This window comes from Microbacterium sp. DMC48 (assembly GCF_056313825.1).
This window is the reverse complement of record NZ_JBQUZN010000003.1, coordinates 920,746-934,859: the sequence shown is the minus strand read 5'-3', so window position 1 is coordinate 934,859 and position 14,114 is coordinate 920,746. Positions and strand designations below refer to the sequence as shown.

Below are 14,114 nucleotides of genomic sequence, written 5' to 3'. Positions count from 1 at the left end.
GTGCAAGTTTCCTGAGCGAGGAGCGCAGCGACGAGTCGAAACGCGGACGAGTCGGAGCGCAGGCTCAGTCGGCGCCGAAGTCGAACGACGCCGACTCGGATGCCTCGTCGACCGCCTCGGCGAGCTGCTCGCGCGCCTCGTCGAACGGAGCGACGTGTCCGGTGATCTCCGCCGACGCGCCCGACGCGAGCTCGCCGACCAGTTCGGCGGTCGCCCCGCCGATGAGCCCGAGACCGGCGTACTGCTCGAGGCGGGCCCGCGAGTCGGCGATGTCGAGGTTGCGCATCGTGAGCTGACCGATGCGGTCGGTCGGACCGAACGCGGCGTCTCCGACGCGCTCCATCGAGAGCTTCTCCGGCGCGTACGACAGGTTCGGCGACACGGTGTCGAGGATTGTGTAGTCCTCGCCGCGCCGAAGACGCAGGGTGACCGTGCCGCTGATGGCGGAGCCCACCCACCGCTGGATCGACTCGCGCAGCATGAACGACTGCGGCTCCAGCCAGCGTCCCTCGTACATGAGGCGGCCGAGCCGGCGACCCTGCTCGTGATAGGTCGCCAGCGTGTCTTCGTTCAGGATGCCGTTGACCAGGCGCTCGTACGCGATGAACAGCAGCGCCATGCCCGGCGCCTCGTAGATGCCGCGGGACTTCGCCTCGATGATGCGGTTCTCGATCTGGTCGCTCATGCCCAGTCCGTGACGGCCGCCGATCGCGTTGGCCTCCTTCACGAGCGCGACGGTGTCGGTGAACTCGGCGCCGTTGATGGCGACGGGACGACCGGCCTCGAAGGTGATCGACACGTCTTCGGTGGCGATCTCGACGGCCGGATCCCAGAAGCGCACGCCCATGATCGGGTCGACGATCTCGAGTGAGACGTCGAGGTGCTCGAGGGTCTTCGCCTCGTGTGTGGCGCCCCAGATGTTGGCATCGGTGGAATAGGCCTTCTCGACCGAATCGCGGTACGGGAAGTCATGGGCGACGAGCCACTCGCTCATCTCCTTGCGACCACCCAGCTCGGTGACGAAATCGGCGTCCAGCCAGGGCTTGTAGATGCGCAGGGCGGGATTGGCGAGCAGGCCGTAGCGGTAGAAGCGCTCGATGTCGTTGCCCTTGTAGGTGGATCCGTCGCCCCAGATGTCGACGCCGTCCTCCTTCATCGCGCGCACGAGCAGCGTGCCGGTGACGGCGCGGCCGATCGGTGTCGTGTTGAAGTAGGTACGGCCGCCGGAGCGGATGTGGAACGCGCCGCACGAGAGGGCGACGAGCCCCTCTTCGACCATCAGCGGCTTGCAGTCGATGAGGCGCGACTTCTCGGCGCCGTACTGCAGCGCGCGACCGGGGATCGATGCGATGTCGTCTTCGTCGTACTGCCCCAGGTCGCCGGTGTACGTGTACGGAACGGCGCCCTTGTCGCGCATCCACGCGACCGCAACCGACGTATCGAGCCCCCCGGAGAAGGCGATGCCGACGCGCTCGCCGACGGGCAGGGACTGAAGGACCTTCGACATGGAACCTCAGTCTACTGAGCGGCGGCGGTGCAACCTGCGGAGGTGGCCCCCGCACTCGCGGGGGTCACCGGATTCGCATAGCTGTGCATGTATGCCCTATGGTCGGACCCACGTGCGCCCTCCGATGTGGGATCGGGGCTGCCGACGTGGGGTCGGTGGCAGGGGCGCTCTACCTTGGGGGTAGTTGGCATGCGCGCTGCGCGCTCTTCCGTCGTGTCCGCGAAGCGTCCGTTCGTCGCGGGGCTTCTCGTCGTTCTTCTGGCGCTGGGCGGAGTCGTCGGCGGCATCGCGCCGGCAGCGACCGCCGCCGGTGGTCCCGGCGACTACCTGCAGATCGACAAGAGCGTCGACAAGCCGACGCCGCTTCCGGGTGACACGTTCACGTACACGGTCAAGGTCACGTGTTCGGAGCAGGACTGCTTGGGCGCTCAGCTCACCGATGCCTTCCCCGCTGCGCTCGTGGGCTTCGACATCGAGAGCGTGCGATTCGCTCCCGACACCACCCCGTACGCCGTGACCTGGACCGGGGGAGCGAGCACTCCGCCGGCGAAGGTCGCCGCCGGCACCGCCGTGACGGTCGACATCAAAGAGACGACCGACACCCCCGTCGGCGTCGGTATGTCGGCGGGCACCACCTTCTCGATGCTGGTCAGCCTCCGCGTGCCCGACAACTACCCGCCCGGCCAGAGCGGCGACATCGTCAACACCGCGAAGGTCACGGCGACCAACGCGAACCCCGTCGACAGCTCGGCGACGATCAACATCAACGTTCCCGAGAACATCGCTGTCGGCGTGACGAAGACATGGTCGCCGAACCGTCTGTCGTACGCGCCCGGAGCCGCGTCGGCCATCGCCCTCGGCGTCTCCAACGCCTCGAACGTCAACGTCGACAAGCTCGTCATCCAGGAGCCCAAGACCGCCGTCGACGGAGCGTCCACGCTCGACGCGAGCAACCCCTTCACGATCACCGACTTCACGGGGTTGCAGAACGTCTCGCTGCCGGCGTCGTGCACGTCCGTCCAGGTCGACGCGTATGTCTTCCAGGGCGGTACCTGGGCGTGGAAGACGGGCCCGCCCGCCGCCACCCCGACCCTGCCGAACGGCGTCACCAATGCGCAGGTCGGCGGCATCCGCCTCACCTGCGTCGGCACCATCGCGCCCGGTGACACCGTCGCACTGGGGCTCGGCCTCGCCCAGCGCTCCACCCAGCGCGACACCGGAGCCGATCTGTCCACTGCCGAGCACCGCGTCGACAACGTGGCCAACGGCATCGCGGCCGTCGGTACGCGCACGGCCACGAAGGATGCCACGGCCAGCTACACGGTCGCACCCTCGATGCCGACGGTGCAGACCGCGAAGAACATCGCTCCCGGTCAGATCACCGCCGGCCAGAAGGCGTCGTCGACGCTCTCCGCCACCAACGGCGCGGTCCCCGTCAGCGAGCTGCGCGTGGCCGACCTCGACTTCTTCTCGACCGACGTGGCCTTCGGCGGGTTCACCGCCGCGCCCGTGTGGCCGGCCGGCGCCAGCGCGGCGAAGGTCGTCTACCACCTCGCCGCCGGCGGAACCCAGGATGTCTCCTTCGCGAATGGCGCCGTGCCGGCCGCGCCCGGAGGGTCCGTGACCGGCTTCGAGCTCGTGTTCACCGGCTCGCTGATCCAGGCGAACGCGACCGCCAACGCCGCCTTCACGATCGCCACCACCGAGAACGCGACCGGCGCAAAGCCGAGCGTCACGCTGACCAACACCGTCGCCTCGACGGTGACCGCCCCCAACGGTCTGACCGCGAAAGCGACCGACGACGCCACGCTGACGGTCATCGACCCGTCGGTCTCCGTCACGATCGACAAGACGGTGCGCCCGGGTGCGCCCGTCGCCCCCGGTGACAGCGTCATCGCGTCCCTGCGCACCGTGGCCTCCGCCACCGGTGACGGAGCCCGCATCAATGACATCGTCGTGGAGGACGCCTGGAACGGCGCGCAGGACGCGTTCTGGAACGCCTTCAGCTTCACCTCCGTCGCGCCCACACAGGTGCCGGCCAACACGACGCTCACCGTGCAGGTGCGTCGTCACGACGGAACGTGGGTGACGCTGGCGACCGCGCCCGCGCAGGCGCAGGCGTTCGTCTTCCAGATGGATGCCGCGGCCACCGCGGCCGCCCTCGCGCCGCTGGCTGCCGCCGACGTGGAAGGCATCCGTTTCACCTTCCACAGCGACGCGGGGTTCGCCGATACCACCAACGTCACGCCGAACCTCGTCTTCGACGCCCGCGCCGATCGTCGCACGGGCGGCGCGACGACTCCCGGCCCCGACAAGCCCACGACCTACACGAACACCGCGGTCTCGAGCGTCACCGGTAAGAGCGACGGCGGCAAGACGCTGATCGACGATGCGACCGACACGGCACCGGGAACGATCCAGACCGAGCAGAACCCGCCGGGCCCCGGACCCGACATCCAGAAGCGGTGGACGCGCGACTTCCTCGATGCCCAGTCCGGGCAGCGTGCCGACACGACGCTGCGCTGGAACGTCTCCTCGGGCTTCGCGCCGGTGACCATCACCGACCCCGCCACCGACGCCGGCACACCGTCGTCGACGGCCTATGACGCGTTCGACCTCGTCTCGGTGTCGGCGATCGCCCCGAGCGCCGACCCGTACAGCAACGGTTGGTACCTCAAGTACGACACCGTGACCGCGGTCGAACTCTTCTTCGACGGCACGTGGCACACCGTCGCCGCGCCCGGTGGCAGCTGGATGACGGCAGGCCGCGGCTTCGTCGGATACACCCTCACCGCGGAGGAGTCGGCGAAGACCACCGGCGTCCGCCTGGTGATCGATGAGACGGCGGCCGACACCGCGGCCCGTCAGGCCGCGCGCCAGACCGGTCCCGCTTTCGATCCGTTCGCGCCCGCCCCGGGCTCGGGAGTCGGCTCCGGCAGCGTGCAGCGAGAGTTCGACCTCACCTGGCAGCTGCGTGACGTCACGCGCTCCTCGGGAACCCCGATCACGGCGGACTCGCTGCTGAACACCTCCACCAAGGGCATCGTCGACAACGCCGTCCAGATCAGCTCGCACCCTCTCGCGGGCGGCGCGGACATCACCGACGGCGACCACGACACGATCCAGATCCTCAACCAGCCGCCGGGAGTGAAGGTCACCAAGTCGGCCACGCCGACGAGCCAGATCTTCACGCCCGTCACCGGCACGCCCGCGCAGAGCTATCCGACGGCGCAGTGGACGATGACCGCGCACAACGACGCCACGGCCAAGGCGAGCGCGTTGCGGATGACCGATCCGGCCACCTGCAGCCAGACCGCACTGGCCGGGTGTCAGTCCGATGTCTCCGCGGCCTTCGCCGACCCGTTCGACACGTCGAAGAACTACCTCACGGACAGCGGCACTCCGACGCCCTTCGATCGCTTCGACGCGACCAAGATCACGATTGCCTCGAGCATTCCTGCCCAGATCGACGCGTCGGGCTCCACGGTATGGCTCCTGCATTACTCCGGCGGCACGTACACGACGACCTCGCACACCATCGCTCAGGTGAACGCGTTCACCGCCGAACAGCTCTCCGACGTCGTGGGCGTCAGCGTCACGTTCCGCGGCGTGAGCGCGGCGAACACGGGCACGATCGACCAGAGCAACGTCTTCACGGTCACGATCGACAGCCGACTGCGACCCACGCTGCGATCCAGCGGCGATGCGCAGGTGCTGCCGGCAGGAAAGACGGTCGACGTCTCGAACCGCGTCTTCGCCCAGTCGTACGACCCGGTGCTGGCGCCGACCACGAAGACGGGTGACGTCGCCGACGCGAAGGTCGTCCTCACCGGCGGTGTCGTCAACATCACCCCGACGAAGTCGGTGAGCGCGGCCTCCATCGCCGAGCCGGCCAAGAGCACGCCCGTCACGGTGACCCTGGGTGCGAACCAGGGATCGAACCCGCGCAGCACCCTCTCTCCGAACGTCGTCGTCGTCGAGGACTTCGCCGATGCGACCGCCTTCTGGAACACGTTCGACCTCGTCGGGCTCGGCACGGTGACCCTGCCGGCCGGCGCCGACCGCGTGCGGGTGGATGTGCACACCGGGGGACGCTGGATCCAGGGAACCGCCGCGGCCACCGCCGCGCTGCCCGCGGGCACCGACGTCACCGCTGTCGACGGCATCCGCTTCACCTTCACGCGCGCCGACGGTGCTCTGTTCTCCAACACGCTCCCGGCGGCCAACTGGTCGGCATCGGCGGCCTTCACCGTGAAGGTGCGCGACGCCTACCGCGACGCCAGCGGTCCGGTGAGCTTCGACCACACCGTAACCAACACGCAGTCCTCGCAGTCGACGCGCGTCGACGGCAACGACTCCGCCCTGAAGCAGGCGTCCGCCCAGATCGCGCTCACGCAGGGCACGCACCAGATCGCGGTGAACAAGCTGAGCAACAACGGCGACCGCCTCGTGTCGGTCGGCTCGCCCGTGCCGTTCGATCTCACCTTCCAGAACACCGGCACCGGCTTCCTGACCGTGTCGGAGCTGACCGACACGCTGCCGGTGCAGCTGGACTACCTGACGACACCGGCGCCCGTGTTCACCAAGCAGGCCGACGGCCTCCTGTCGGACAAGGTCACGGTGGGCCTCAGCTCCGACGGTCGCACGGTCACGTTCACGTGGCCGTCGGACGGCAACCGCATGAAGCCCGGTGAAGTGTTCAAGGTGCGGCTGTTCCTCGAGCTGCAGCCTGGACTGTCGCAGGGCGACCGCGCGACCAACACGATGACCGTGAAGACGGCGCAGCAGCTCACCGCGTGCCGCAACACCGTGCCCGGCGGATCGACGACCAGCGCGTTCGCGAACGACCCCACCACGTGCGGCACCACCGACTACGTCGGCGTGGTCGCCGGCTCGAACCTGTACACCGTCAAGGGTGTTTCGGGCGCGCTGCCCGGTGCGTACCAGCCGGGCGCCTCGGATGCGATCTGCCAGCAGAATCTCGTCGTCGGCGACAAGGGCTACTTCCGGTCGCCGTGTGTCGCGAACTCCGAGGTGGGCGGCACGGACGACTGGGTGCTGCACAACGTCAACGCGGGGACCGTCCCGGTCGCCGAGATGACCGTGTTCGACCAGCTGCCGACGCCGGGTGACACGCTGCTCATCTCGGGCACGGGTCGCGGCTCGACGCTGCGCCCCGAGCTCCTGGCGGGCTCGCTCAAGGTCGCCGCTCCGGCCGGCACGACGCAGACCGTCGAGGTCACCACCAGCACGGGAGTGTGCGTCAACACGTGGTCGACGCTCACGACCGCACCGGTCTGCGAGCAGAACGGTGAGAAGTGGACCGTCGCGTCCGACGGCACCGACTGGTCGAAGGTCACCGGCATCCGCGTGCACCTCGACTTCCGCACGACGCCGGCCAAGGCGCTCACGCCGGGTCAGGCTGCCGACGTCACGTTCTCCACCGTGAACAAGCCGGCCGCCGCTGACCGTCCCGACGGCGCGTCGACGAGCGTCCCCGCGAGCGATCAGTTCGCCTGGAACCAGTACGGCGTCAAGTACGAGCTGACCACCGAGAGCACGTTCCGCAAGATCGCTCCGGCCGTCGTCGGCAGCCACCTGCGCTTCGGCTCGATCGCGGTCACCAAGAAGATCACGGGACCGGCGGCGCAGTACGCGCCGACGAGCTTCCTCGCCGATGTCGTCTGCTCCGCCGGCGGGTCACCGCTCGACCTCGGAGCGGCGTCGACCGTCACCCTCAGCGCGGCCAACGACTACACGGTGCGCATCGACGGCATCCCGCTCAGCGCCGAGGGCACGACGTGCACCGTCACCGAACAGGGCGCCGTCGGCGCGTTCGGTGAGACCTCCCGCAGCGGATCGCCCACGACGATCGCCGTCACCGAGCCGGCCCCGCAGGATGGCGATGCGGGCGACGTGCCCGCGCTGCAGGTCGCGACGCTGACGAACGACTACCAGTACAGCGGCCTGTCGGTCACGAAGCAGGTGCAGACCGAGGCGACGGCCGGCGAGTTCGGACCGTTCACGTTCTCGCTGACGTGCACGAGTGCGACGGGAATGCCGGTGGCGTTCGACGATCAGGGTTCCCACAAGCTCACCTTCACTCTCGAGGCGGGCCAGACCTGGACCGCTCCGGCCGACCGCATCCCCGCCCGGGCAAGCTGCACGGTGACCGAGACGGACTCGTTCTTCGCGAACCACATCGTGTTCACGGGCACGAACGTCGTCGACGCCGGTGACGGCTCGGCCACGGTCACGCCCGGGGTGGATGCCGCCGCGGTCACCGTGACCAACGGGTACGACGCGGGTCGACTCACGGTCGGCAAGGTCGTGACCGGTGCGGGCGCCGACCTCTACGGCACGGGTTCGTTCGACTTCTCCGCCGTCTGCACGTACCAGGGTCAGAGCCTGCTCGACCAGCGCTTCTCGCTGCGCCACGGCGACACCGAGACGTTCGGTGTGTATCCGACGGGCACCGTGTGCGACGTGAAGGAGCTGACGACGGGCGGTGCGACCGCGGCGACGCTCGACCCGGCCGACGGTCAGGTCACGATCGTGGCGCCGACCGACCCGGTCGCGATCGGCGACGTCAAGGTCACGGCCACCAACCGCTTCGACCTCGCCTCGTTCGACGTGGTCAAGGAGCGCCAGGGCAACATGCTCAATCCCGGTGCGGCGGGACCGTTCACGGTCAGCGCGGTCTGCACGTACGTCGTGGACGGCACCGTCACCGACATCGCCGTGCCCGGGGGAGCGGAGCGCCAGCTCACCGCCGCGAACGACTACCGGGCGGCCTACACCGACCTTCCCGTCGGCGCGACGTGTGAGGTCACCGAGACCGTCACCGGTCACGCGGCCTCCACGAGCATCACGGTGGACGACGCCGACCCCGTGACCGGGACGAGCGCGACGATCGACCTTCACGGGGGCGACGAGCCGCAGCTCATGACCATCGCCAACACCTTCACCGCCGGTCAGATCTCGGTGACGAAGACGGTCAGCGGCACCGCGGCATCCGCCCACACCGGCGACACCTTCGGTGTGACGCTCGTGTGCACCTGGTACGGCGAGAACCTGCCGATCCCGGGCGGCGCCGTCCGCGATCTCACCGTGGGAACGCCCGTCGTCTACACCGATCTGCCGACGGATGCCGCGTGCGTGCTCACCGAGACGCGCACCGGCGAGGCGAAGCAGGTCACCATGACCGTCGACGGTGGACACTCCGCCAATCCGGCGAGCGTCGTCATCACCGCCGACAGGACGATCGCTATCGGCGTCGACAACCGCTTCGACAAGCCGTTGCCGGCCACCGGTGGCAGCTCGGCGCTCGTGCTCGGGGTGTCCGGCTTCGGGATCGCAGGTCTGATCGTCGGCATCGTGCTGTTGACGCGCCGCCGTCGTCGCGAGATCTGACGGATGCGCTGAGCGGGCGGGCGGGGTGACCCTCGCCCGCCCGCTCAGCGGTGTCGGAGCGCAGGACGGGCCGCTCGATAGGATGGGGTGTACCGGCATTCCCGGTGCAACCGTCCGATATGCGCCAGAAGGCCGAAAACGGGGGAGCAGTCCATGCCAGGAATCGTGATCGTCGGCGTCCAGTGGGGAGACGAGGGCAAGGGCAAGGCCACCGATCTGCTCGGTGAGCGCACCGACTGGGTCGTCAAGTTCAACGGCGGCAACAACGCCGGTCACACCGTCGTCATCGGCGATGAGAAGTATGCACTGCACCTCTTGCCCTCCGGCATCCTGTCCCCCGGCGTCAACGCCGTCATCGGCAACGGCGTCGTCGTCGACCTCGAAGTGCTCTTCGCCGAGCTCGAGGCGCTCAACGCCCGCGGCCTCGACACGTCGCGCTTGAAGATCAGCGCGAACGCGCACGTCATCACCCAGTACCACCGCACGCTCGACAAGGTCACCGAGCGCTTCCTCGGCAAGCGCATGATCGGCACGACCGGTCGCGGCATCGGCCCGACGTACGCGGACAAGATCAACCGCGTCGGCATCCGCATCCAGGACCTCTTCGACGAGAACATCCTCCGCCAGAAGGTCGAAGGCGCGCTCGATCAGAAGAATCACCTGTTGGTGAAGGTCTTCAACCGCCGCGCGATCACCGTCGACGAGGTCGTCGACGATCTGCTCTCCTACGTCGAGCGCCTGCGCCCGATGGTCTGCGACACGGGGCTGCTGCTCAGCCGTGCCCTGGATGCCGGCGACGTCGTCGTCTTCGAGGGCGGCCAGGCCACCATGCTCGACGTGGACCACGGTACCTACCCGTTCGTGACCTCCTCCTCTGCCACCGCCGGTGGTGCGTCGACCGGGTCGGGGGTCGGTCCCAACCGCCTCGATCGCATCGTCGGCATCGTCAAGGCCTATACGACGCGCGTCGGTTCCGGACCCTTCCCGACCGAGCTGTTCGACGACAAGGGCGAGTGGCTCCGCAAGCGCGGCTTCGAGTTCGGCACGACGACGGGTCGGCCCCGCCGCGTGGGCTGGTACGACGCGCCGATCACGCGCTACGCGACCCGCATCAACGGCATCACCGACCTCGTGCTCACCAAGCTCGACATCCTCACCGGGCTCGAGCAGATCCCCGTGTGCGTCGCGTACGACGTCGACGGCGAGCGGTTCGACGAGGTGCCGGTCAACCAGAGCGACTTCCACCACGCGACACCGATCTTCGAGTACTTCCCGGGCTGGCAGGACGACATCTCCGGCGCGCGGAGCTTCGAGGATCTGCCCGTCGCGGCGCAGGAGTACGTGCTCGCTCTGGAAGCGATGAGCGGCACGCGCATCTCGGTGATCGGTGTGGGTCCCGCCCGGGACGCGGTCATCGTGCGCCACGATCTCGTCGACTGAGGTGCGCTTCTTCCTCGGCGGGTATTCCGCCGACATGGGCGGTCGCGCGGAGGGCATCGGCACGCTCCTGGCTGGAGACCCCGACGATGGATCGGCCGGGGGAGAGCTCGCCCGGCGCGCGGAGGTCGCCGTCGGCGCCGAGTCGCCGTCATGGATCGCGTGGCATCCGACGCGTGCGGTCGTCTACGCCGCGCTGGAGGGGCGCGGCGTCGTGCAGGCATATCGCCGCACCGGCGAGGAGGGCTTCATCGCCCTCGGTGCCCCCCTGGAGGCCGGCGATGCCGTCTGCCATCTCGCCGTCGCCCCCGCCGGTGACGCATTGATCGCGGCCTGCTGGGGTGATGGGCGCCTCGTGCGCATGTCGCTGGATGCCGAGGGACGCCCGTCCCAGCCGAGCGTGCTCGCCGCCGCGTCCGACCCGTATGCCCTGGTCGGCATATCGCAGGAGCCGCGGCCGTCGCGCGCGCACCACGTGCGGTTCCTGCCGCGCGACACGATGGCGACGACCGATCTCGGGCTCGATCTCGTGCGTTTCTGGCGGGGCACGGGGACGCAGGGCTCGCGTGACGTCGCGCTTCCGCGGCAGACCGGGCCGCGCCACAGTCGATGGCATCCGTCGGAGCACCTCTTCGTGGTGACCGAGCTGTCGAACGAGCTCTATGCGCTGGCGCCCGACGCGAGCGGGCAGTGGCGCGTCGCCGCCGGCGTGGCGTTGTCGCCGGGCGCGCTCGCCGGAGACGCCGCGGCCGAGCTCGCCTTCTCGCGTGACGGCCGCTTCGTCTACGCGGGGCTGCGCGGTTCGAACACGATCGCCGTCGTGGAGGTGCGCGGTGACGGGGCGCAGCTGCGTCCCGTCGCGCTCGTCGATGCGGGCGTGGAGGGGCCGCGGCATCACGTCGTCGTGCGCGACACCCTCCTCGTCGCCGGTCAGCACTCCGACGAGATCGCCGCGCTCACGCTGAACGAGCGCACCGGGGTGCCGGGGCGAGCGCGACGCCGTGTCGACGCCCCCTCGCCGACCTGTCTGCTCCCGGCATCCTGAGGCGTGGGGCTCAGACGGCGAACAGTTCGCTGCGGGGAGTGTCGATCAGTGCCGTGATGGGCATCAGCGCCGATCCGAGCGCGACCGTGTCGCCGCCGAAGGACGCCGGGACGATCTCGAACTGGGTGCCCAGGCGCGTCAGGCAGTTGCGCCGCACCGCATCGGCGATCCGTGCGGATCCGTGCTCCATCAAGCGCATCCCGACCCATCCGCCGACGACGATGCGTTCGGGGTTGGTCAGGTTGACGACGCTTCCCAGCGCCGCGCCGAGCGCCTCCACAACCCCGTCGACGACGGCGCGCGCGTCCGTGTCGCTGTCCGCCGCGGCCAGCAGCGCGCCGATCGCCTGCCACCCCGAGCCCTCGAAGGAGCCGCCGCGGATCTGCCATTCGGCGAGGATCGCGTCGGCGCCGAGGTAGGCCTCGACGCAGCCGTTCTGTCCGCACCGGCAGCGCGCGCCGCCGACCACGATCTTCGTGTGACCCCACTCGCCGGCGCTGCTGAACGCGCCGTGCACGAGGGCTCCGTCGCTGATGACGCCGAGCCCGACGCCGCGACCGAGGAGGGCCACGACGGCATGGTCGATTCCGCGTGCGGCGCCGTACCAGAGCTCGGCCCGCGCCTGCGTCTTGGCACCGTTCTCCGCGAAGACGGGCAGATCCGCGTCCAGGTCGCGCGGGATCGGCCACGGCTCCCAACCGAGACTCTGGGCGTAGAGCACCTGGGCACCGTCGGGTCCGGTCTCGACCACACCCGGAAGCCCGAGCCCGATGCCGAGGACACGCGGCCACCGCTCCTGATTGCGCACGCGCAACGCGGCGATGGCTTCGACGAGATCGCGGTGGATGTCCGGCGGGGTCTCGTCGTGGCCTCCGCCGCGGAATTCGCGGTCGACCATCGTCAACGACAGGTCGAAGAGCTCGACGGCGACGCCGCGCTCGCCGACATCGACGCCGATCGCGTAGGCACCTTCGGCGCGGGGCGCGATGAGTGAGATCGGTCGTCCGCCGCGCGAGGAGACCGAGCCGACCTCGGCCAGCAACCCGTCATCGATGAGCTCGGAGGTGATGTTCGCGGCGGATGCCGAAGAGAATCCGCAACGCCGCGCGAGATCGGCCCGGGTCGTCTCGCCCTGCTGCAGCACGAAGCGCAGAGCGGCCGCGCGATTCTGCTGACGCAGCGTCGTGACGGTCGCGGAGGCGGGCGCCGCGGAGGCGGCGCCCCGCGCCTGTGCACTCATGGTTCGACGATAGCCCGTCACATGCTCACCTCGAGCCGTCGCACCCGCACGCGCTCCGAGGCGCTGAGTCGGAGGCTGCCCTCGTGCCAGTCCGCCGTCACGGCGTGGGATCGGTCGGCGTCGACCCGCCAGGATGCCGGGCGGGACGAGAACGCGAACGCGAGGCGGTCTCCGGGGGTGATCTCCACCGGAACGTACTCGGCGGCAGCGTAGGCCGCCCCTGCCGTGTGATGCCAGAGGCCCTCTGGCAGCGGGGCGGCCACCTGCTCGGAGATCGAGGTCTCCGCCTCGCCGCCCACCCCGGCCCACGCCGGCAGCTGCAGAGCGGGGCGCGCGAACAGTGCATCGAGAACGGCCGTGCGCACGTCGCAGCGCTCGACGGCGACGGCCGCCAGGAACTCCCGCAGAATCCGCCACGCGTGGTCGGGGTCGAGCTGCGCCGTCGGGTCGGCGATCAGCTCCCAGCCTTCGGGGGTGCGCGCGGACAGCGGCGAGGTGAGAGTGTCGAGCTTCTTCCAGGGCCAGAAGTTCCATCCGATCCCGTGGCGCTCGTACAGGCGCGTCGCCGCGTAGATCCACCCGGGCGTGTTCTCGCCGCCTTCGCCCATGTAGATCGGCAGTCCCGCGTCGCGCCGCAGCTGGAGGAAGTCGGCGATGCTCGTCTCGTCGGGCGCGCACCAGTACCGGTGGAACTGCACCGCCTGGTTGTCGTCGTAGCGCATCCGCACGGGCTCGGGGTTGGTCGCCCAGTGGCTACCTTCGTACATGAGCAGATGGTGCGGATCGATCTCGCGGATCGCCGCGGTGAGCTCGCGGTAGAGGGTGATCAGCTCGTCTTGATAGCGGTGCTGCCACTCGTTCGGAAGGGGCTCGTTGAGCAGGTCGTAGCCGAGCACCGTCTCGCTGTCGCGGAAGCGACGGGCGATCTCGCGCCACAGTGCGACGGTGTGCGCGCGGTGCCGCTCCGACATGAACAGCTCCGGGATGCCGCGCGGCGAATCGTCGATGTTCGTTCCGGTCTGCCCGCCGGGAGCGCCGTGCAGATCGATCAGTACCCGCAGACCGTGGCGCTCCGCCCACTCGACCGCCCGGGCGATCAGTGCGAAGCCGTCCTCTTGGAAGCTCCCGTCATCGGCGATCACGCCGCGCGCGTTGATCGGCAGCCGCACGTGATCGAAGCCCTGCGCCGCGATGAAGGCGAAGTCCTTCTCGGTGATGAACTCGTCGCGGAACCGGCGCCAGAACTCGGCCGCCCGTGCGGGTCCGACGAGCGCGGCGATCCGCGCTTCGATCTGACGCGGAGAGGCAAGCTCGTCGCCGAAGCGCCACATGTACCCTTCGGCGAGCAACCAGTTGCCGAGGCCCACGCCGCGAAGCAACAGCGGCCCGTCGTCGTCGACGAGCTCGGTGCCGACGGCGCGGACGAAGCCGCGGGGGCGAGGGGGCGGGGTCATAGTGTTCCTCACGGGCGG

At 69.6% G+C, this 14,114-nt stretch carries 6 protein-coding genes; 3 read left to right on the top strand and 3 right to left on the bottom strand.

What is annotated here, in order from left to right; translation table 11 throughout:
- Positions 1-64 precede the first annotated feature (64 nt).
- Entirely contained in the window at positions 65-1,507 is a 1,443-nt protein-coding gene (gene argG, locus ACT53O_RS04215) for an argininosuccinate synthase (protein WP_476151429.1), read from the bottom strand.
- A gap of 189 nt (positions 1,508-1,696) precedes the next feature.
- Here argG and ACT53O_RS04210 point away from each other — a divergent pair, with 189 nt between their 5' ends.
- The 3 genes from ACT53O_RS04210 (at position 1,697) to ACT53O_RS04200 (ending at position 11,402) form a co-directional block, all read left to right on the top strand.
- Positions 1,697-8,920 carry a DUF5979 domain-containing protein gene (locus ACT53O_RS04210; RefSeq protein ID WP_476151428.1) on the top strand — a complete coding sequence of 2,408 codons (7,224 nt, stop codon included), beginning with the start codon at positions 1,697-1,699 and terminating at the stop codon, positions 8,918-8,920.
- Between the two features lie 153 nt (positions 8,921-9,073).
- Positions 9,074-10,360, top strand: a complete 1,287-nt coding sequence (locus ACT53O_RS04205) for an adenylosuccinate synthase (RefSeq protein WP_036286848.1) — start codon at positions 9,074-9,076, stop codon at positions 10,358-10,360.
- The gene (locus ACT53O_RS04200) at positions 10,308-11,402 is read left to right on the top strand and encodes a lactonase family protein (RefSeq protein ID WP_476151427.1); all 1,095 of its coding nucleotides are present in this window, start codon (positions 10,308-10,310) and stop codon (positions 11,400-11,402) included. Before ACT53O_RS04205 ends, ACT53O_RS04200 begins: the two co-directional genes overlap by 53 nt.
- Before the next feature lie 10 nt (positions 11,403-11,412).
- Here the strand turns inward: ACT53O_RS04200 and ACT53O_RS04195 are convergent, their stop codons facing one another.
- Entirely contained in the window at positions 11,413-12,642 is a 1,230-nt protein-coding gene (locus ACT53O_RS04195) for an ROK family transcriptional regulator (RefSeq protein WP_476151426.1), read from the bottom strand.
- A gap of 17 nt (positions 12,643-12,659) precedes the next feature.
- Entirely contained in the window at positions 12,660-14,096 is a 1,437-nt protein-coding gene (locus ACT53O_RS04190) for a glycoside hydrolase family 5 protein (RefSeq protein ID WP_476151425.1), read from the bottom strand.
- Between the last annotated feature and the right edge of the window lie 18 nt (positions 14,097-14,114).

Coding starts and splice junctions, on each gene's coding strand:
- argG (WP_476151429.1), bottom strand. CDS start 1,507: ATGTCGAAGGTCCTTCAGTCCCTGCCCGTCGGCGAGCGCGTCGGCATC.
- ACT53O_RS04210 (WP_476151428.1), top strand. CDS start 1,697: ATGCGCGCTGCGCGCTCTTCCGTCGTGTCCGCGAAGCGTCCGTTCGTC.
- ACT53O_RS04205 (WP_036286848.1), top strand. CDS start 9,074: ATGCCAGGAATCGTGATCGTCGGCGTCCAGTGGGGAGACGAGGGCAAG.
- ACT53O_RS04195 (WP_476151426.1), bottom strand. CDS start 12,642: ATGAGTGCACAGGCGCGGGGCGCCGCCTCCGCGGCGCCCGCCTCCGCG.
- ACT53O_RS04190 (WP_476151425.1), bottom strand. CDS start 14,096: ATGACCCCGCCCCCTCGCCCCCGCGGCTTCGTCCGCGCCGTCGGCACC.